This window comes from Amycolatopsis mediterranei (assembly GCF_026017845.1).
Classification (GTDB): domain Bacteria; phylum Actinomycetota; class Actinomycetes; order Mycobacteriales; family Pseudonocardiaceae; genus Amycolatopsis; species Amycolatopsis mediterranei.
Window position 1 is genome coordinate 7,462,067 of sequence record NZ_CP100416.1, and the last position, 18,920, is coordinate 7,480,986.

The window sequence follows — 18,920 nt, forward strand, 5'->3', positions numbered from 1 at the left end:
CGCGACGATCGCCGGCGAACTGGCAGATCCACGAGTTGCCGGCCTGTGATCACCAGCCGCCGCCTTGCGACTCGACGTCGGCGGGGCGTCCGACGCCCGGGTCGCTCGGGTGTGGCGTGAAGGGCGTGACCGTGACAGTCATCCACCTGTGCAGCGGCATCGAGGCGAGCATTTGCCGCAACTCGTCCTCGTCGGCGGGGTTGAACAGGCCTTCGGGCACGGTGGTCACCATGTCGACAAGAAATTCCATGATCGTGTTTTTCCTCAGTCGAGCCGGGGGACCTGATAGTGGCTGATGAGCCAGGTGTCGCCGGTGCGGCGCAGGATGACGCCGAGATACACCGGCAGCACCGGCCGGTCGGTGATCGCCGCCAACCCCCTCGTCGCCCGCCGCCGGCAGCGCGAACGAGTTGGATGGGGAGGTAACTGAGAGCACCGAGGTCGACTGTGAGCTGAGCGTGGCGTCGGAGCAGGTCGGCGCAGTGAATGGTTGAACTGCCCACCGATGGGGCACTACCCGGCCGTGCCCGGCCCGGATCACGCTCCGGAACCGGGCAAGGCGTGTCACACCGCCGCGCGGGGGCACGCCTGACTCGCCGCCTCGTGGCGCACCGGCGGTTCAGACCGGCAGCCGCCCGCAGTACTTCGGCCTGCTCACACCAGGGCAGGCCTGCACCGCGGGAAGTTCGCGCCGATCCGGCTTCCCGTCGACGAGGAGGCCTCCGATGCTTGACGCCATCCGCACCCACAGCTTGCGCGAACCGGCTTCCAGACTCCCCTGCCCCCTCACCATCATGGTCACCGCTCGTCACAAGCACACCACGGTGGTCATCGCCGGCGAAGTCGACTTGGCCGTGACCGCGCGCGTACAGGACCGGCTGCACGACGAGCTGCGGCTGCGCCCCGAGGCACTGATCATCGACCTGACCCACGTCACGTTCTGCTCCTCGAGTGGCTTGTCCGCCCTCCTTGAGGCTGTCCATGACGCCCACGCCCGCGGACTGCCTTGCGCAGTCATCGCCGGCCAACGGGCCATCCTGCGACCCATCCAGGTGCTGCACCTCGACCGCGTCCTGCCGATCCACGCGAACCGGGCCGACGCGGAAGCCTGGCTGTCCCTGGTGGCGCGGCTGCGGTGATTCCCGGCCAGTGGTGGCCGGCGCATCTCCCGGGTCACGGCAGCTCATGCTGCTCAGCCCAAGCAGGTCGAGCTGGCGGGTCACCACGGGCGACGAGACGCCCCATCATCGCCGGGAAGGACAGTTCGCGGAGGCTCTGGACTGAACCCCGCCCGGGTCTGGGTTGAACCGGCAAGCCGCGAACCTGGACCATCGACACTCGGGGCGGGAACCCACTGTCGTGTGACTTGGTCCCGGCCTTCTCCTGCCAGGCTGACAGCGCCGGAGCCGCAGGCGGCCGATTTGCCGGACTGCCGGTGGCGGATGCCCCCCGTAGGCTGGCCGGGTGACTGATCCTCATCGCAGCCAGTTGCAGGTGGTCCGGATCCCGGGTCAGCGCGGGGTGAAGGTGATCGGCGACGTCGACCTGAGCACCCGCGACATCTGGCAGAGCGCATTGGAATCAGCGACCGCCGACGGCGCGTCCGCCCGGCTGGATCTGTCGCAGCTGGCGTTCATCGACGCCCGCGGCACCGCCATGCTGGTCGCCGCGGCACCGCTCACGCTCACCCGCCCACCGGCGATCCTCCGTAGGATGTTGACACTGCTCTACCCCGCCGAACCGGCGACGATCGTGATCGAAGAACTGGAAGTGTCATGAGCACGCCCGTCAAGACGCGCGGTCGCGAGCCGTTCGTCCATCCGGCCCTGTTCTACCGGGATGCCGACGAGTACCTCGCCGGCACCGTCCCGTTCATCCGGTCCGGACTCGCCGCGGGCGAACCGGTCGCCGTGTCGGTCCCCGCGGCCAACCTCGCCCTGCTGCGCGCCGAACTCGGCGCCGACGCCGACCGGATCACCCTGATGGACATGGGCATCGCCGGACGCAACCCCGGCCGGATCATCCCCGGTGTACTGCGCGCCTTCGCCGACACCCACCCCGACCGGCACGTCCGCATCATCGGCGAACCCATCTGGCCCGACCGCAGCGCCCACGAATACCCCGCCTGCGTCCAGCACGAAGCCCTGATCAACCTCGCGTTCACCGGCCGCGACGTCACCATCCTGTGCCCCTATGACACCCAGAACCTGACCCCGGCAGTACTGGCCGACGCCGAAGCCACCCATCCGCTGCTCATCGACACCGCCGGCCAACGCAACAGCACCGCCTACGACCCCGAGGCGATCATCGCCGGCTACAACCAGCCGCTACCCGAACCCACCGACGCCGCCGACCTCACCGTCGACGCCACCAATCTCGCCCACGCCCGGACCCTCGCCCGCACCCACGCCCGCCAGGCCGGCTTGTCCCAGGACAAAACCGCCGACGTGGAACTGGTCGTCACCGAACTGGTCACCAACAGCATCGACCACGGCGGCGGCACCGGCCGGCTGCGGATCTGGACCGCCGACGGGTACCTCCTGTGCCAGGTCCACGACCACGGCACCCTGACCGACCCCTTGGCCGGACGGCACCCCGTCCCACCGGACCAACACCGCAACCGCGGCCTCCTGCTGGTCAACCACATGGCCGACCTGGTCCGGCTCCACACCAACACCGACGGCACCACCTTCCGCGTCCACTTCCGGCTGTGACCACGGGCGGCAGGACGGCCGTGGCGAGGGAGACGTTTGCGCGGTGGCTTCGCCGGGGTATGCCCACCCGATGAGCAACATCACGGATCGCCCGCCCGATGCGTGGTGACCACGTCGACGGTTCGGCCGCGCCCTGGGCCCTCGACCTGCGCGGCACCGATCCCTCGGCCCTCGCGCGGATCCGCCGGTGGACGGCCCGGACCCTGCCCCACCTCGGCGACGACCACCTCCACGACGTGCTGCTCGTGATCGACGAACTGGCCGCCAACGCCTACCTCCACGGCGGCGGACCGATCCGGGCCCGGATCACCGCCCTGACGACGCCGTGCCGTGTGGTCGTCGAAGTCGACGACCTTTCGCCTGCTCACCCACTCCCGCACCGCTCACGACCGGGCCTCCACGACGCGTCCGGCTACGGCATGGCCGTGATCCAGGAGCTCGCCGACACCTGGAGCGTGCATGACAACCCGGACTCCGACGGAAAGACGGTCTGGGCGCGGCTCTCCTGCGGTAGCCGCACCCGAACACCGTGTCACTGACAACGCATGGGCATGTTCGCTCCGACCGGCCGCTTGCCCCTCACCGGCAGCGCCGCCCGGGCGCCCCCATCGAAGCAGGGACGATCGGCCGATCGACCAGCCTGGTCACGGCGTTCTGAATTCCCGGTGGCGAGCCTCGATAGCCGGAGCGCTCTCCGCGGCAAACGCGAACGCCACCATCGTGGCCACCAGCACCCGCTTGGCCGGCGCCTTGCCGTACCTCCCGTTGGTCGATGAACCGTGCACACATCCTCGCCATCGCGGTCAACGGTGCTCGATCGGCAACCGGGACCGGGTCAGCAGGCCGGCACCGGCCGGGATCGACGTCGCGAACCAGGAGACCGTCAACGCGCTCTACGGCCTTCTGCGCGGCTCGGCCGTCCACCCGGCCGACCGGAGCCGGCTGCCGGCCACGATGGCCCAGGTGCTGGCGCAGGTCCGCACCGCCGCGGAGGCCCTGTCCGCGACCGACGTGGCCGAACAGCTCGGCGTCAGCCGGGCCACGGCGCAGCGCTACCTCGCCGACCTGGTGCGCCGCGGGCTGCTGGACCTCAGCCTGAACTACGGCACCGCGGGTCGCCCGGAGCACCGCTACCACGTGCCCCGGCGGTGACGGTGCCCCGCTACCCGTAGTACCGCGGTACTACGGGCGGCGCCGGATTCCCTCCTCCGGTACCACGATCTTCCACCGTGCCGTCCCTAGCGTGGGGAAGCGAACGGATCGGGCTGTCCGGTCCGGGATCTCAGGGGATGAGCGATGATCGAGGCACACCAGCTGACGAAGCGGTACGGGGAAAAGACCGCCGTGGACTCTTTGGACTTCACCGTCCAGCCGGGCACTGTCACCGGATTTCTCGGGCCCAACGGCGCGGGCAAGTCGACCACGATGCGGATGATCGTCGGGCTCGACGCGCCGACCAGCGGTTCGGTCGTGGTCAACGGCCGCCGCTACGCCGAGCACCGCGCGCCGCTGCAGGAGGTCGGGGTCCTGCTCGAGGCCAAGTCGGTGCACCCGGGCCGGTCGGCGTTCGACCACCTGCTCGCGCAGGCCCAGACCCACGGCATTCCGCGGCGGCGGGTCGACGAAGTGATCGAGCTGACCGGGCTGCAGCCGGTCGCGAAAAAGCGCGCGGGGAACTTCTCGCTCGGGATGGGCCAGCGGCTGGGGATCGCCGCGGCCCTGCTGGGCGACCCGGCGACGGTCATCCTCGACGAACCGGTCAACGGCCTGGACCCCGAGGGCGTCCTCTGGATCCGCACCCTGCTCACCGACCTCGCCGCCGACGGCCGGACCGTCTTCATCTCCTCGCACCTGATGAGCGAAATGGCCCTCGTCGCCGAGCACCTCATCGTCGTCGGCCGGGGACGGCTGCTCGCCGACACCACCGTCCACGACCTCGTCCGGGACGCCGGCGGCGACACCGTGCACGTGGCCACGGCCGAGCCGGGCCGGCTGCGTGAGGTCCTGGCCGGACCGGGCGTCGAGATCGCCGGCCGCACCGGCTCCGAGGAACTCCGGGTCAGCGGCCTCTCGGCCCGCTCCATCGGGATCAAGGCCGCCGAGCACGGCATCGCCCTGTTCGAACTCTCCCCCCGGACCGTCTCCCTCGAGGACGCCTTCATGGACCTGACCCGCGACGCCGTCGAGTACCACGGCGCCACCACCGGCATCGACACGCTCGGGAGCGCGGCATGAGCACCTTGACCACGCCCGCGGCGCCCACCGCCCGGGCCGCCCGCCCGGCCTACCGCGTGACCGGACGCCACGTCCTGCGCTCGGAGTGGACGAAACTCTGGTCCCTGCGCTCCACCTGGATCACCCTCGGCCTCGGCCTGGTCTTCCTGGTGGCGTTCGGGCTGATCTCCGCCGCCCGGTACAACTCCAACATCAGCTCCGGCCAGCCACTCGACCCGGACTTCGCCGGCGCCACCGCGCTGAGCCTGTCGCTCTTCGGGACGAACTTCGCGCAACTGGCGCTGGGCGTGCTGGGAGTGCTGGTCACCGCCGGCGAGTACTCCACCGGCATGATCCGCTCGACGCTGACCGGAGTCCCGCGCCGGCTGCCCGTGCTGTGGTCCAAGTCGGCGGTGTTCGGCATCGTCGCCCTGCTCGTCGGCGTGATCGGCGCGTTCCTCGCCTTCGTGTTCGGCAGCGCCATCGTGGCCGGGACACCCGCGGCGATGACACTGTCGGACACCGGTGTCCTGCGCAGCCTGCTGGGCGCCGGTCTCTACCTGGGCCTGGTCGGCGTGATCGGCGTCGCGCTCGGGGCCCTGCTGCGTTCGGTCGCCGGCGGCATCTCGGTCCTGGTCGGGGCGCTCATGCTGATCCCCGGCCTGATTTCGCTGCTCCCGAAGTCCTGGCAGGGTGACCTCAGCCCGTACCTGCCGAGCAACGCGGGACAGTCGATGTTCGCCCTGACCCACGACGCCACCAGCCTGGCACCGGGTACCGGGCTGCTGGTCTTCCTCGGCTGGACCGTCCTGCTGCTGGCCGGAGCCGCCTACCGGCTGGCGCGGTCGGACGCTTGACCGAGCACCGCCGGTGCGGCACCCGGGTGCCGCACCGGCGGACTTCCTCCACGATGGACAGGTGAGGCACGTGCGCACCGACGACCGGACCGGATCCGAGGCGATACCCGGCCCGGCCCCGTTGTGGACCGCTCCCCTGCCGGCGCACCCGCTGGTCACCCGGCTGACGCGGCTCGGCCAGCAGATCCGGCAGGCGGACCGGCGGCGCCCGTGGGTGCTGGATCTGGCCGTCGTTGCCGCGCTGTTCGCGATGTTCTGCCTGCCGGATCTGATTCCGCATGTTGAAGACGGGGGCCCGGAGGAACTCCTCCTCACCTTCAGGCACCTACCGCCGGCAGGCACCCTGGCGCTGCAGGCCGGCCTGGTGCTGCCCTTGCTGTGGCGGCGGCGGGCGCCGTCGGTTGCGCTGGCCCTGACCGCGGCGGCATTCCTCCTCCAGTGGTCGCTCGGGGTCGTCCTGCGCGCCGACGTCGCGCTGCTCGTGGCGCTCTACAGCGTGACCCTGCACGGGCGTCTGCGGCACCTGCCGTGGGCCTGCGCGGCCGAGGTCGCGCTCCTGATTCCCGTGGCCGCGCGGGTTTCCGGGTTCGTGTCGTTCTGGGAGGCGCTGTTCTTCCTGCTCACCGCGGTCACCGCGGCCGTCGCACTGGGGCTGGCCGTCCGGATCCGCCGGGCCCAGCTCGCCAGCCTGCGCGACCGCGCGGCCCAGCTGGAGATCGAACGCGACCAGCGCAGCAGGCTGGCCGCCGCCACCGAACGCGTCCGGGTGGCCCGCGAGATGCACGACATCGTCGGCCACAACCTCTCGGTCATCATCACGCTGGCCGACGGCGGCGCCTACGCCGCCGACGTCGCCCCCGAACGCAGCAAGGAAGCACTCCGGCTGGTCGGCGACGCCGGCCGTCAAGCGCTGGGCGAGCTGCGACGCATGCTGGGCGTGCTGCGCGAGAAGGGCGAAACACCCGAGCTCGAGCCCCAACCGGGCATCGCCGACCTCGACGCGTTGTGCGCGCGGCTCCGCGCGGCCGGCCCGGAGGTGGTCTACCGGTCCGCCGGCGAACTGGACACGCTCGACCGGGGCGTGCAGCTGATGGCGTACCGCATCGTCCAGGAAGCACTCACGAACACGCTCAACCACGCCGGTCCCCACACCCGGATCGACGTCCTGATCGCCGCCGACGGCCGGGAGCTGCGCATTCGCGTCCGAGACAGCGGGCGCGATGACGGCCCGGCACAACCTGTCGCCCCGTCGGAGACGGGGAACGGGCTGGCGGGGATGCGGGAGCGTGCCGCACTGTACGGCGGCACGGTCGACGCGGGCCCCACGCCCACTGGCGGGTGGGTCGTCACGGCCGTTCTCGACCTCGCGCCGCTGCCCGCGGCACCTGGCGGGACACCGTGACGACCATCCTCATCGCCGACGACCAGCCGTTGCAGCGCTTAGGTTTCCGCATGCTGCTGGACGCGACCCCGGACACCGAAGTCGTCGGCGAAGCAGCCCACGGCGCGGAAGCCGTGCGCCGGACCGCGGAACTGCGGCCCGACGTCGTGCTCATGGACATCCGCATGCCCGGCATGGACGGCATCGAAGCCACCCGCCGGATCCTCGCCACCGGCGGCCGCTCCCGCGTCCTCGTCATGACCACCTTCGACCTGGACGAATACGCCTACGCCGCCCTCCGCGCGGGAGCCAGCGGGTTCCTCCTCAAAGACGCTCACCCCGAAGAACTGCTCGCCGGCATCAGAGCCGTCGCCGGCGGCGACGCCGTCATCGCCCCCGCCCTGACCCGGCGGCTTCTCGACACCTACGGCCACCGGCTCCCCGACGGCGGAGCCACGCCGACGCCACCCGCCGATCCTCGTTGGGAGTCGCTGACCGCCCGCGAACAGGACATCCTGGTGGCGATCGGGCAAGGATGGACCAACGGGGAGATCGCCGAGCGCCTCGTGCTGTCCGAATCGACGGTCAAGACCCATGTCGGGCGCGTGCTCGCGAAGATCGGTGCCCGCGACCGCATCCAGGCCGTCATCCTCGCCTACGACCTCGGCCTGACCCAACCGAACCCGCCCGCCTGAGCTGCACGGAGCGCCACGCCTCGACGGCGAACCCCAGCGCACAGACGATGGGCGACGCCACGGCGACCGCGCGGAGAAACCGCACCGGAACACCCGGCCGCGGGGTCACCGTCACGCCCGGCGGCAGGTCAGGCACCTGGAACCGCAACGACTTCGTCATGTGGCGCCAGACGAATATTTCCTTCCAGATGAGGTACCAGCTGATGGGCCAGGCCACCAACGCGACGGTCCGCAGCATCCGCATGACCGTCATTGTCCCCCAGCTTCGCGGGTTAACGCGCCTTTGCCTGACGCAAACCGGTCGCTGACCGCATTCGCCATAACTTGGCGCCGTGGCCTCCATGTCGTCGGAACAGGACACCGGACGTCGAGTCCGGAGACCGCTCCTGGCCACGGCACTCGGGGTCTTGGCGTTCCTGGTCCTGCTGGCCTCGGCGAGTGACGCACTGCCGTGGGCTTCGGGGTTCGATCTCGGCGTCCACTCCTGGGTGATCTCGCACCGGACGGCCGCGCTCACCTCCGTCGCCGCAACGGTCACGTCGAGCGCGTCCTCGACGTTCACCACCCCCTTGGTGTTCGTGGTCGCGGCGGCGCTCACCCCGGGAAACTTCCGTGCCCGGCTCGTCCGCGCCTGCCTCGTGCTCGCCGTGATGCTGTCCGCCGTGCTGTGCCGCTACGGGATTTCCGAACTGATCGCCCGCCCGCGTCCGTCCACTGCGGACTGGATGGTCCAGGCGGGTGGGTTGTCCTTCCCGTCGGGGCACACCTCCGACGGTGCCCTCGCCGCGGGCCTGATCGGGTGGCTCGTCGTCCGCCGGTTCGCCGGCCGGGTGACGCCGTGGGTGGTGTGGCTGATCGCGGCCGCGTACGCCCTCCTGATCGCCTGGACCCGGGTGTACCTCGGGGTGCACTGGCCCACCGACGTCCTCGGCAGCCTGGCGTTCGCCACCGCGTGGCTGTCCGGCCCCCTCGTCCTGCAGCGGCTCGACGAACACCCGCTGCCGGCGACCACGGCACAATCGGGCCCGCCACGGCGAGTACGAAGCCGCGCTTGCGCTCGGCTTCCTGCCGCGCCCGGCCGCACTGGAGATCTGCCGCCCGTCCGCCGGGCACGCGCTGATCCCGGCTCTGAACCAGACCCGCACGGTCGGGCTGGTGACCCTCCCCGGCGCTTACGTCGGCGTGCTGCTCGGTGGCGCCGGGCCGGCCACCACGCTCGCGTGGTCGAGATCCGGGCTGAGGAACGTCGTGTAATCGGCGGGCTGCCCGCCGGCCGCCCGGGCACCAGGCACCCAAACGCCTTCGCCGGGCAACGCGCCTGGCAAAGCCGCCAACCGGGCGGGCGAGTTCCCCGTGTCGCGGGTGGGATCGCGGGCGGTTTCCGCCGCACCCGGCGGGCCGGGTACCGGAACAGGCAGAGCGTCGGCACTCGGTGCGCTGTTGGCCGGCGGGTGCCTGGTGTAGTACCGGTTTTCGAGCGCGTTGACGATCGGGCCGGCACCCATCTGCCGCGCCCAGTCCGCGGTCCGCGCGGTGAAGGTGGCCGCTCCGGGAGCGGTGAGCGCCTGAACGTAGGTGATGGCGGGATAGGTGATGAGGAGAAGGAAGACCACGACCACCCGACGGAGGCGCCTTCGCGAACGCTTGACGGGTGGGCGGGACAGCTGCGGGTTCCGGGGCTGTGCGGCTGCGTCGACCATGTTTCACGGTGACGACGTCCGGGTTCGAACCAGTGAATCGTCTTGCTGGCGAACAGCTAAGAACGCCGGTCCGTTTCGGTGCGCCGCTTGCGGTCCCGGAGGAGTTCGAGACCGAGCGGGATGAGCGAGACGATGACGACGAGCGCGACGACGGGAAGCAGGTACTGGTCGATACCCGGAATGCTCGAGCCGAGCACGTACCCGGCGATCGTGACGCCGAGCGACCAGAGCAGCCCGCCGATGACCTGCCACATCGTGAAGGTCCGAGCGGGCGCTTCGAGGATGCCGGCGAGCGGGTTCAGGACCGTGCGGACCACCGGGACGAACCGGGCGAGGACGATGGCCTTGGCGTGGCCGTAGCGGCTGAAGAGTTCTTCGGCTCTGACCAGACCGCGGTGCAGGTGCGGATTCCGGGTCTTGGCGAGGAGCGCACGGCCACCGCGCCGGCCGATGAGGAAGCCCGTCTGCGCGCCGAGAAGCGCTCCGGCGACGGCGGCGATCAACACGGCGGGCAGCGACAGGTGGACGGCGGCGGTGGCGCTGGTGGTGCAGAACAGGCCGGCGGTGAACAGCAGGGAGTCGCCGGGCAGGAAGAATCCGATCAACAGGCCGGTCTCGGCGAAGAGGACGAGGAACACGCCCGCTGTGCCGAGGCTCGACAACCACGACGTCGCGCTCAACGGGTTCATCGGAGGGACCGCCTTCCGCCGGCGTGGGAGCCAGGCCATCACTTCTACAACTTAGTAGTAGTTCTACACCCGTGTTGTCTTCGGCATCCACCCGGCCGGTGCCGGCCGACGACACCGGACCGGCCCGTGCGCCATCGTGACTGCCCGCCCCACAACAGTCGACACGTCGGGCGACTCCCCACCGTCAACCGCAAAAGGCCGGTTTTACCTGTTTCCGAAGGAATTTTAGCCATTCGCCAACCTTGCCCGGAAAGAACTTCTCGGCATAATGAGGTTCGCCTCACCTATTTGAGGGACCGGCCGCGACGCCGGCCCGGTCCCGGAGCCGCGACGGTCGGCGAGCTGGACGCTTCCACGACGGCTGCACCCGCCGCACGGCTGGCGTTGACGATCGCCGCCGGAATCGGCCTGCACAACTTCGCCGAGGGCCTCGCCATCGGCAGTTCCGCCGCCGCAGGCGACCTGAGCCTGGCACTGCTGCTGGTGATCGGATTCGGATTGCACGACGCCACCGAAGGCTTCGGCATCGCCGCCGGCCAAGCCGCGGCGGTCTTGACCCAGCAGGAGGCCCTCCTCCCGTCCGGTAGTGTTTCTACATACACGTAGAACAAACCTCGGGAAGGCATCGTGCTGGACTACTTCGAAGCGATCGTCGTCGGCGCCTTCCAGGGCGTCACCGAGCTGTTCCCGGTCTCCAGCCTCGGCCACTCCGTGCTGATCCCCGCCGTCGTCGGGGGCCAGTGGGCGAAGGACCTGGACGTGTCGGCTCCCGAGTCGCCGTACCTGGCGTTCATCGTCGGGCTGCACGTGGCGACCGCCGCCGCGCTGCTGCTGTTCTTCCGCCGGGACTGGGTCCGGATCATCGGCGGGTTCTTCAGCTCGATCCGGCACCGCCGGGTCGACACACCGGCCGAGCGGCTCGCCTGGCTCATCGTGCTCGCGACCATCCCGGTCGGGGTCACCGGGCTCCTGCTGGAACACCTGTTCCGGACCACGCTGGGCAAGCCGATCCCGGCCGCGGCGTTCCTGATCGCCAACGGCGTGGTGCTCTACGGCGGCGAACTGCTGCGCCGCCGGGCGAACGCGACCCCTGTCCCGGCCGACGCACCCGGCGCGGCCGCCGACACGGACGCCGCGGCCGACGAACGGCTGTCCCGGATGTCGTTCGGCCGCGGCACGCTGATCGGCACCGCGCAGGTGCTGGCGCTGCTGCCCGGCATCAGCCGCTCCGGCGTCACGATGGTCGCCGGGCTGCTGCGCGGGCTGTCGCACGAAGACGCCGCCCGCTTCTCCTTCCTGCTGGCCACGCCCGTGATCCTCGCGGCCGGGGTGCTGAAGATCCCCGACCTCTTCGGCCCGCTCGGCACCGGCATCCACGGCCAAGTCCTCGCCGGCAGTGCCGCGTCGTTCATCAGCGCCTACCTCGCGGTCCGGTTCCTCACCCGCTACTTCCACACACGGACGCTGACGCCGTTCGCGATCTACTGCGTGCTCGCCGGAGCGGGTGCCCTGGCCGTGCTCACCCTCCGCTGATACGACAGCGGTGTAGATTCGGGACATGCGGAAGGAATCGGCGCGGCGCGCGCCCGGCGCCCTCGAGGCCGAGGTGCTGAGCGTGCTGTGGAGCGCGGACGAACCCCTGTCCCCCACCGACGTCCAAGCCCGCCTCGAGGACGAACTCGCCTACACGACGGTCGTGACGATCCTGACCCGGCTGCACGACAAGGGTGTCGCATCGCGCGAGAAGCACGGCCGGTCCTTCCGCTATCACGCCGTCGACGACGAAGCCGGGCTGGCCGCCCGGAAGATGACGAAGGTCCTCGACAACGAGCCCGACCGCGACAGCGTCCTGGCCCGGTTCGTGACGCAGCTGTCCGAATCGGATGAAGCGGTTCTGCGGGACCTGTTGCGGGGGAAAGGCCGCCCGAGGTGACCACGGACACGCTGATTCCGCTGCTGCTGCCCCTGCTGGCGTGGCCGGTGGCACGGCTGGTCGCTCCTCGCCTGCCGCCACAGGTGGCGAGCTGGTTGCTCACCGGCGCCGCCCTGGTGCTCGCCGCCGGCAGCACCGCGGCTCTCGCACTGCTGGCGTTCTCCGGGCTGTCGCTGCTTCCCGCCTTCGCCGACGCCGGCCACTGGTCGCCCGAGGCCTTGCGCGCGCATAGCGACATCGACGTGCCCGCCTCGATCGGTGGCGGCGTGGCGCTGGCCGTCCTCACCGTCCTGCTGGTGCGCACGACCGTCCGGTACGCGCGCTGGGCCCGGCGGCTGTCGCGAGAGCTCGACGAGCACAGCGCGGAGGGCGGGATGGTGATCCTGCCGGGCGAGGAAGCGGTGGCGTTCGCCGTGCCCGGCCGCGGGGGCCGCATCGCTGTCTCCAGCGGCATGCTCGCCGCGTTGAGCCCGCGCGAGCGGTGTGCGCTGCTCGCCCACGAACGCGCGCACCTGGCCTTCCGCCACCACGTCTTCCTCATCGCGCTGACCCTGTCCTCGACGCTCAACCCGCTGCTGCGGCCGCTGAGCGCGGCTGCCGGGTTCGCCCTCGAACGCTGGGCGGACGAAGCCGCGGCCCACCGGGTCGGCGATCGCACGGTGGTCGCGCACGCCGTGGCCAAAGCCGCGCTCGCCGCCCGCCCGCACCGCGGGTTCGCCCTCGCCGCGACCGGCGGCCCGGTCCCCCGGCGGGTGTCCGCGCTGCTCACCCCGCCCGCGACGCGAACTACGGGCCGGACGCCGGTGGCGCTGCTGTGCGCGCTGGTCCTCGGCGTCGCGGGTCTTTCGGCCCAGACGGCCCTCGACAGCGCAGCCGACCTGCACGACGGCATCGAACTGGCCCAGGCCGACCACGCGGGATCAGACCGCTAGAACCCGAGCGGCGTTCAGCGGATCCTTGCCATTTCCCGACTGTCGCCAACCTCGCGATAATCTTGTCCACAATGGATGCTGACATATTCGGCCGAATTCTCGACAAAGGTGAATCTGCCTGAACCCCTCAGGGTCATCCGCCGTGTGCCGTGGTGAGGTGGCGACCTGAGAGGAGGGGCTGATGCCCCACTTGCGTACGTCCGGACGGCACCGCAAACCGGCGACGATCGGACTCGTCGCCCTGCTGGGTATCGCAGGGGTGACCGCCACGGCGATCGCCCTGAGCAGCCCGGCGAGCAACGCGGCGACGGAGAGCTGCTCCGGTCTGGACACGGCGCTGCAGAACAACCTCGGTTTCATCGCGAGCCAGCAGATGGCGCCGGACGCGCAGTCCGCGGCCCGCATCGCCAACCGCAAGGCGGTGGTGGACCAGATCCAGCAGCGGCGCCAGGCCGCTGGCTGTCAGGGGAAGGTCGCGGCCGCCAAGGCGGCGGTCGAGTGCGCGGCGGTGGCCGGAGCGGCCGACGGCACCGTGGCGGCCGACCAGAAGAACGCAGCCCAGAACGGAATGGCGAACCAGAACGGCATGGCCAACGACAACGGCATGGCCAACCAGCAGGGGGCGATGGGCCAAGCCGAGGCAACGGACCAGAACGGCGCAGCGCAGAACGGCATGGCCGATCAGAATGGCGCCGCCGAGAACGGCATGGCTCACCAAAACAACATGAACGGCCAAAACGGCATGGCCGGCCAGCAGGACATGGCAGGCCAGGCCGGCGCAGCCGACCAGGCCGCGGCCGCAGACCAGGCCTGCGCGGTCGTCCAGCAGTGTCTGGCCCAAGAAGCCGGGGCGGCCGACGCCAACGGCATGGCGACCCAGAACGCAATGACCGGCCAAGCCGGCGCGACCGGCCAAAACGGCATGGGCAACCAGAGCAGCATGCAGAACGGCATGGCCCACCAGAACGGCATGGCCGACCCGAACGCGGCCACGCAGCAAAATATGGCGGCCCAGGACGCGGCCGCCGGCCAGGACTGCGCGGCCATCCTGCAGTGCGTCGCGCAGGCCGCCCCGAAGGCAGCGGCCGACCAGCAAGGCACGGCCACCGGCCAGAACGGCACCGCCGAGCAGAAGGGGAAAGCCAAGAACAAGGCGAAGGCCAAGAACAAGGCCGGCCAGCAGGCGGCTGATCAGGCGGCAGCCGTCGCGGCGGACTGCGTCGCCGCAGCTGCCACCGGCAACGCCCAAGCGACGGGCACTCAGGCCGCCGACACCCAGGCCACTGGCACCCAGGCCGCCGACGCCCAGGGCGCGGCAGCCGGTGACGTGGTCTGCCCCGGCTCGACCGTCACCCTCTCCGGCGAAGGTGGCTCGCCCGCGGCCTCCAGCGACCAGTTCCCGGTCGGCACCATGCTCAAGGTGACGAACCTGGACAACGCGAAGTCCGTCACGGTGCCGGTGACCTCGACGTCCGGCAGCTGCGTGCTGCTGAACAACTCCGCGTTCGCCAAGATCCACCAGGCGGGCAAGCAGCTCGTCCGCAACGCGAAGGTCGAAAAGGTCGGCTGACGATCTCGGCGGGGTGTGCGTCGACGACGTCGGCGCACACCCCCGGCCGTCAGCCGATGCCGGGCAGCACCCGCGTGCCTTCCTGGCGGACCGCCTGCAGCGCCCGGGGGTCCAGCCCGAGCAGACGCAGGATCGTCGGTGCGATCTGCGTTGTCGTCACCGGCCCGGTGACGGTCCGTGCGTCGCGGTCCGGGCCGCTCACGACGAGCGGGACCGCCCGGTCGTCCGGCGCGACGCCGCCGTGTTCGGCGATCTTCTTGGTACCACCGGTGTAGACGACGCCGTACTGGGTGACGCCGAACAGGTCCGGCACCCGCGTGTCACCGGGCCGCACGCCGAAGTACCGGGCCGCGTCCGCGCCCGCGTACACCGTTTGCAGGCCGGAGCGGGTGAACGCCTTGGCCGCGCCGGTGCTGTCGGTGCCGGTTCCGTTCTGCGCCAGCAGGTACTGCTTGGCGAAGGCCGCGGCCGCCGGCGAGCGGTCGGTCAGCCAGAGCAGCATCGCGTCGTCGTCGGCCGAGGCGGCCACCAGGTCGCCGGTGCCGGGGTGTCCGGCCTGCCAGGCGGCGTTCAGCCCGTCGAGCAGCTTGCCGTCGGCGACGCGGGTCAGCGCGCTCGGGTCGGTCGGCGACTGGCCGTGCTTGGCCGACAGGATGATCGTCGTGGAGCGGTCGAGGTGCTGCCGCCGCAGCTCGGCGACGAACGCGCCGATCCGGCCGTCGACGAAGTCCAGTGCCGAGGTCAGCACCGGTCCGGGCACCGTGCCGCCGGGCAGGTAGCCACCGGCCTGCCCGCCCGACTTCGGCAGCTTCTGCGCGGTGGACACCGACTGGAAGTTGAGCCCGAACACCGCCGGGGTACCGCTGCGGCGCGTGCGGCTGTGGTCGAAGCCGTCGATCTCGTTCAGGACAGCCTGTGCCTTGTAGCCGTCGTACTGCTGGGTGGCGGCGTTGTCGGTGGTCCAGTCGCCGGCGCCGGCCGGCCCGGTGCTGTTGATCTCGGGGGTGAACAGGTCCTGGACGCCGGTGCCGGACGGGCCGTTGAGGATTTCGTAGGCCGGGTGCTTGTCCGACCACGCCGTGCGCAGTCCGGCCTGGCGAGCCACCTCGAAAACGGTGTTGACCTTCAGGTATTCGTGCGGCTGCACCGGGCGGCAGGTGCGCGGGTCGACCGGCAGCCCGGCCTGGTTCAGCAGTGTCTGCGGCACACCGGTCATGCCGAGCACGGAACCGGGCAGCCCGGACAGGCCCTGCCCGGCGTCGAGCCGGGTCTGGTCGCGGTCGAGGTCCTCGGTGAGGTCGACCGGGGCTCCCGGCGTCACTCCGGCGCAGGACGTCGTCCCGGCCGGCAGCAGGCCGTGGTTGTAGGTGGCGTCGTAGTAGATGCCGGTGGCCGCCGGGTCGCCGCCGGTGAGCTGTCCGATCAGGCCGGGGAACGAATCGGAGGGCACCGGCGTGCGCGCGGCCGTGTACTCCGTTCCGCGGGCGACCACGCCGGCCAGCGCCGAGTGCGGGTGCCGGGCGACGTAGGCGGCGAGGTCGGTCTGGTGCAGACCGTCGACGGAGATGAGCAGGACGTGGCGGGTGCCGGGGTGGCCGTCCGACGCCGACGCGACGGGGACGGCGGTGAGCAGGCCCAGCGCGGCGAGCGCGGCCGGGATGCGGATCCGGTTCGGGGACAAGGTTTCCTCCTCGGCACGCCCCGGTCGGGGCGTCCCCGGCATCCCACGCCACCGATCCGGCCACGAGAAGGCGCCGACGCGAACAGCTGGTGAACACGTCCGCCACCGTTATCCACTGTGGACGGTCACATTGGCGCACAACGGCAGACCGGGTCGCCATTCGTCCATTTCGGACAAAGACCCGGCCATCTCGGCCGCGATGGGCAATTGCCTCGCGAGCCCGTTACCCCACCTTAAACTACGGAAGTGTAGAACTTCTACGGGCCTGTCGTAGAACGGAGTGGATAGATGACGCGCATCGTGATCGTCTCGGCGCGTGTCGGCGCCGGGCACGACGGAGCGGCGTACGCCCTGGCCGACCGGCTGACCGGCCACGACGTCGAAGTCCTCGACTTCCTGGACTTCCTGCCGGGTTCCCTCGGCCGGCGGCTGTGCGACTTCTACCACCGGCAGCTCGAAGTCCTGCCGCGCAGCTGGGACTGGACGCTGACCGCGCTCGGCACCGGCTGGGGCGCCGGCCTGGCCGCCCGCGCCGCGACGCTCGCCTGCGGGCGCCTGGAAACGGCCCTCGGGGGTGCCGAGCCCGGCTTGGTAAGCGTGAAGCAGCTTCTCGAGGTCAAGACGTTCTCCGCCGACGTCGCGCCTGTGCGACTTCCGGCGTACGCGCTACGCCGGAAGTCGCACACCAGTCGCGCACAGATCGTCCGTCAGGCAGTCGACCCGGTGCGCGGCCGGCCGTAGGGTTCGGCCACTCAACGCCGGAAGGACGAGTACGCCCATGATCGAAGCACGCGCGGTGTCCAAACGCTACGGTGGGAAGACCGCCGTCGACGACCTCACCTTCACGGTGAAACCCGGCGTGGTGACCGGGTTCCTCGGCCCGAACGGCGCCGGGAAGTCCACCACGATCCGGATGATCATGGGCTTGGACGCGCCCACGTCCGGCACGGTCACGGTCAACGGCAAGGCCTACCGCCGCCACGCCGCGCCGCTGCACGAGGTCGGCGCGCTGCTGGAGGCGAAAGCCGTCCACACCGGACGATCCGCCTACAACCACCTGCTGGCCCTCGCGCTGAGCACGGGCATCCCACGTCGGCGCGTCGACGAGGTCATCGAACTCGTCGGACTGAACGACGTCGCCCGCAAGCGCGTCGGCGGGTTCTCCCTCGGCATGGGCCAGCGCCTCGGCGTCGCCGCCGCCCTGCTCGGCGATCCGGCGACCCTGGTGCTCGACGAGCCGGTCAACGGGCTCGACCCGCAGGGCATCCTGTGGATCCGGAACCTGCTGCGCGGCCTGGCCGCCGAGGGCCGCACCGTGTTCGTCTCCTCCCACTTGATGAGCGAGATGGCCCTGACCGCCGAGCACCTGATCGTGATCGGCAAGGGCAAGCTCATCGCCGACACCTCGGTCGAGGAATTCATCCGCCGCGCGTCGAGCCGGGTGGTGCGGGTGCGCACCCCGGAGGCCACGCGGCTGCGGGACCTGCTCAGCGGGCCCGGGATCGGGGTCACCGACCTGGCACCGGGCCTGCTCGAGGTCAGCGGCCTCGACGGCGCCGAGATCGGCCGTGTCGCCTGCCGCGAAGCCGTCCCCCTCGAAGAGCTGACGCCGGTCCAGGCGTCGCTGGAAGAGGCGTTCATGGAGCTCACCGAAGACGCCCTCGAATACCGGGTCGCCCCGGCCGCTCAGGAAAGGTCCGCGTGATGACGACCACCACCGCCCCGGCCACGACCGGCGGCGCGCCGTCGCCCCAGGTGCCCCTGCCGGACGACCTCAAGGTCACCCCGGTCCGGGTCCTTCGTTCCGAATGGCTGAAGTTCCGCTCGGTCCGCTCGTCCCCGCTGGCGGTCGCCGTGACCGTGGTCGGGATGATCGCGCTCGGCTGGATCTTCTCCGCCGCCGACGCGAGCCGCTGGCCGGTCATGCGGCCCCAGGCCAAGCTGCGCTTCGACCCGACCGACGTCAGCATCCGCGGCTACGTCCTGGCCCAGCTGGTGATCGGCGTGCTGGGCGTGCTCGTCGTCTCCGGCGAGTACGGCACCGGGATGATCCGGGCGACCTTCTCCGCCGTCCCGACGCGGACCCCGGTGCTCTGGGCCAAGCTGGTCATCTTCGCGGTCGTGTCGTTCGTGGTGGGCACGGTCAGCTCGTTCGCCGCGTTCCTCGGCGGGCAGGCGTTCCTGAGCTCCCAGCACATCGAGACGACGCTGTCGGCGCCCGGGGTGTTCCGGGCGGTGTTCGGCGTGGGCCTCTACCTGACCGTGGTGGGCATGCTCGGCGTCGCGCTCGGCTGGCTGATCCGGCACACCGCCGGCGCCATCGCCACCCTCTTCGGCCTGCTGCTGGTGCTGCCGGGGATCGGCGAGGCGCTGCCGGACAGCTGGGCCCCGCACATCGTGCCGTACCTGCCGAGCAACGCCGGACAGGCCCTGATCACCGTCCACCCGGACTCGGCCATGCTCGCGCCGTGGACCGGCTTCGCGGTGTTCTGCGCCTACGTCGCCGTCGCCCTCGTGGCCGCGGTCGTCCTGCTCGAGCGCCGCGACGCCTGAG

The 18,920-nt window shown here is 71.0% G+C and carries 22 protein-coding genes and 2 pseudogenes; 20 read left to right on the forward strand and 4 right to left on the reverse strand.

Annotated features, from left to right (window positions below):
- Positions 1 to 49: 49 nt before the first annotated feature.
- Positions 50 to 250: a muconolactone Delta-isomerase family protein gene (locus tag ISP_RS33250; protein WP_013228263.1), complete on the reverse strand. Its 201-nt coding sequence runs from the start codon at positions 248 to 250 to the stop codon at positions 50 to 52.
- Positions 251 to 725: 475 nt separating this feature from the next.
- On the opposite strand from ISP_RS33250, the gene ISP_RS33255 reads away from it, so the two are divergent.
- The 12 genes and pseudogenes from ISP_RS33255 to ISP_RS33305 form a co-directional block, all read left to right on the forward strand.
- Positions 726 to 1,139 carry an STAS domain-containing protein gene (locus tag ISP_RS33255; RefSeq protein ID WP_013228264.1) on the forward strand — a complete coding sequence of 138 codons (414 nt, stop codon included), beginning with the start codon at positions 726 to 728 and terminating at the stop codon, positions 1,137 to 1,139.
- 325 nt (positions 1,140 to 1,464) lie between these two features.
- A complete protein-coding gene (locus tag ISP_RS33260) occupies positions 1,465 to 1,779 on the forward strand; it encodes an STAS domain-containing protein (RefSeq protein WP_230468477.1) in 315 nt (104 codons plus the stop codon).
- Positions 1,776 to 2,714, forward strand: a complete 939-nt coding sequence (locus ISP_RS33265; RefSeq protein ID WP_013228266.1) for a sensor histidine kinase — start codon at positions 1,776 to 1,778, stop codon at positions 2,712 to 2,714. The genes ISP_RS33260 and ISP_RS33265 overlap by 4 nt, the downstream gene beginning before the upstream one ends.
- Positions 2,715 to 2,812: 98 nt before the next feature.
- Entirely contained in the window at positions 2,813 to 3,253 is a 441-nt protein-coding gene (locus ISP_RS33270) for an ATP-binding protein (RefSeq protein ID WP_013228267.1), read from the forward strand.
- 181 nt (positions 3,254 to 3,434) lie between these two features.
- Positions 3,435 to 3,866 carry a helix-turn-helix domain-containing protein gene (locus tag ISP_RS33275; protein ID WP_013228268.1) on the forward strand — a complete coding sequence of 144 codons (432 nt, stop codon included), beginning with the start codon at positions 3,435 to 3,437 and terminating at the stop codon, positions 3,864 to 3,866.
- Positions 3,867 to 4,010: 144 nt separating this feature from the next.
- Complete coding sequence (locus ISP_RS33280) at positions 4,011 to 4,949, forward strand: ABC transporter ATP-binding protein (RefSeq protein WP_013228269.1); 939 nt, start codon at positions 4,011 to 4,013, stop codon at positions 4,947 to 4,949.
- Complete coding sequence (locus tag ISP_RS33285) at positions 4,946 to 5,785, forward strand: ABC transporter permease (RefSeq protein WP_013228270.1); 840 nt, start codon at positions 4,946 to 4,948, stop codon at positions 5,783 to 5,785. The genes ISP_RS33280 and ISP_RS33285 overlap by 4 nt, the downstream gene beginning before the upstream one ends.
- Positions 5,786 to 5,855: 70 nt before the next feature.
- Positions 5,856 to 7,187, forward strand: a complete 1,332-nt coding sequence (locus tag ISP_RS33290) for a sensor histidine kinase (protein WP_013228271.1) — start codon at positions 5,856 to 5,858, stop codon at positions 7,185 to 7,187.
- Positions 7,184 to 7,861 (forward strand): response regulator, encoded by a 678-nt coding sequence (locus ISP_RS33295; protein ID WP_013228272.1) that lies wholly within the window; start codon positions 7,184 to 7,186, stop codon positions 7,859 to 7,861. The genes ISP_RS33290 and ISP_RS33295 overlap by 4 nt, the downstream gene beginning before the upstream one ends.
- 47 nt (positions 7,862 to 7,908) lie before the next feature.
- Positions 7,909 to 8,169 carry a hypothetical protein gene (locus tag ISP_RS33300; protein ID WP_141748468.1) on the forward strand — a complete coding sequence of 87 codons (261 nt, stop codon included), beginning with the start codon at positions 7,909 to 7,911 and terminating at the stop codon, positions 8,167 to 8,169.
- A gap of 342 nt (positions 8,170 to 8,511) precedes the next feature.
- A pseudogene (locus ISP_RS48395) lies at positions 8,512 to 8,760 on the forward strand (phosphatase PAP2 family protein); the annotation flags it as partial.
- A gap of 124 nt (positions 8,761 to 8,884) precedes the next feature.
- A pseudogene (locus ISP_RS33305) lies at positions 8,885 to 9,067 on the forward strand (ABC transporter permease); the annotation flags it as partial.
- On the opposite strand, the gene ISP_RS33310 reads toward ISP_RS33305, so the two are convergent.
- Both ISP_RS33310 and ISP_RS33315 read right to left on the reverse strand, forming a co-directional pair.
- Entirely contained in the window at positions 9,034 to 9,474 is a 441-nt protein-coding gene (locus tag ISP_RS33310) for a hypothetical protein (protein ID WP_230468478.1), read from the reverse strand. The pseudogene ISP_RS33305 and the gene ISP_RS33310 sit on opposite strands and share 34 nt — an antisense overlap.
- Positions 9,475 to 9,617: 143 nt before the next feature.
- Positions 9,618 to 10,250, reverse strand: a complete 633-nt coding sequence (locus ISP_RS33315) for a DedA family protein (protein ID WP_013228275.1) — start codon at positions 10,248 to 10,250, stop codon at positions 9,618 to 9,620.
- A 384-nt stretch (positions 10,251 to 10,634) separates the two neighbouring features.
- Here ISP_RS33315 and ISP_RS33320 point away from each other — a divergent pair, with 384 nt between their 5' ends.
- The 5 genes from ISP_RS33320 to ISP_RS33340 all read left to right on the forward strand — a co-directional run bounded on the left by ISP_RS33320 (position 10,635) and on the right by ISP_RS33340 (position 14,685).
- Positions 10,635 to 10,856, forward strand: coding sequence for a ZIP family metal transporter (locus tag ISP_RS33320; protein ID WP_014467470.1), 222 nt, complete (start codon positions 10,635 to 10,637; stop codon positions 10,854 to 10,856).
- A 21-nt stretch (positions 10,857 to 10,877) separates the two neighbouring features.
- Positions 10,878 to 11,783 (forward strand): undecaprenyl-diphosphate phosphatase, encoded by a 906-nt coding sequence (locus tag ISP_RS33325; protein WP_013228277.1) that lies wholly within the window; start codon positions 10,878 to 10,880, stop codon positions 11,781 to 11,783.
- Positions 11,784 to 11,808: 25 nt separating this feature from the next.
- Positions 11,809 to 12,183 carry a BlaI/MecI/CopY family transcriptional regulator gene (locus ISP_RS33330; RefSeq protein ID WP_013228278.1) on the forward strand — a complete coding sequence of 125 codons (375 nt, stop codon included), beginning with the start codon at positions 11,809 to 11,811 and terminating at the stop codon, positions 12,181 to 12,183.
- Complete coding sequence (locus ISP_RS33335; RefSeq protein WP_013228279.1) at positions 12,180 to 13,115, forward strand: M56 family metallopeptidase; 936 nt, start codon at positions 12,180 to 12,182, stop codon at positions 13,113 to 13,115. The genes ISP_RS33330 and ISP_RS33335 overlap by 4 nt, the downstream gene beginning before the upstream one ends.
- 181 nt (positions 13,116 to 13,296) lie before the next feature.
- Positions 13,297 to 14,685, forward strand: a complete 1,389-nt coding sequence (locus ISP_RS33340) for an RlpA-like double-psi beta-barrel domain-containing protein (protein WP_013228280.1) — start codon at positions 13,297 to 13,299, stop codon at positions 14,683 to 14,685.
- 49 nt (positions 14,686 to 14,734) lie between these two features.
- On the opposite strand, the gene ISP_RS33345 is transcribed toward ISP_RS33340, so the two are convergent.
- On the reverse strand, positions 14,735 to 16,366 hold the full coding sequence (locus tag ISP_RS33345; RefSeq protein ID WP_013228281.1) for an alkaline phosphatase family protein: 1,632 nt from the start codon (positions 16,364 to 16,366) through the stop codon (positions 14,735 to 14,737).
- 288 nt (positions 16,367 to 16,654) lie between these two features.
- Between ISP_RS33345 and ISP_RS33350 the strand changes: the two genes are divergently transcribed.
- From ISP_RS33350 to ISP_RS33360, 3 genes are read left to right on the forward strand one after another with little or no spacing between them, the layout of a single operon-like run.
- Positions 16,655 to 17,107: a hypothetical protein gene (locus tag ISP_RS33350; RefSeq protein ID WP_013228282.1), complete on the forward strand. Its 453-nt coding sequence runs from the start codon at positions 16,655 to 16,657 to the stop codon at positions 17,105 to 17,107.
- A 37-nt stretch (positions 17,108 to 17,144) separates the two neighbouring features.
- Positions 17,145 to 18,071: an ABC transporter ATP-binding protein gene (locus tag ISP_RS33355; RefSeq protein WP_013228283.1), complete on the forward strand. Its 927-nt coding sequence runs from the start codon at positions 17,145 to 17,147 to the stop codon at positions 18,069 to 18,071.
- Positions 18,071 to 18,919, forward strand: coding sequence for an ABC transporter permease subunit (locus ISP_RS33360; protein ID WP_014467471.1), 849 nt, complete (start codon positions 18,071 to 18,073; stop codon positions 18,917 to 18,919). Before ISP_RS33355 ends, ISP_RS33360 begins: the two co-directional genes overlap by 1 nt.
- The last annotated feature ends 1 nt before the right edge of the window (position 18,920 follow it).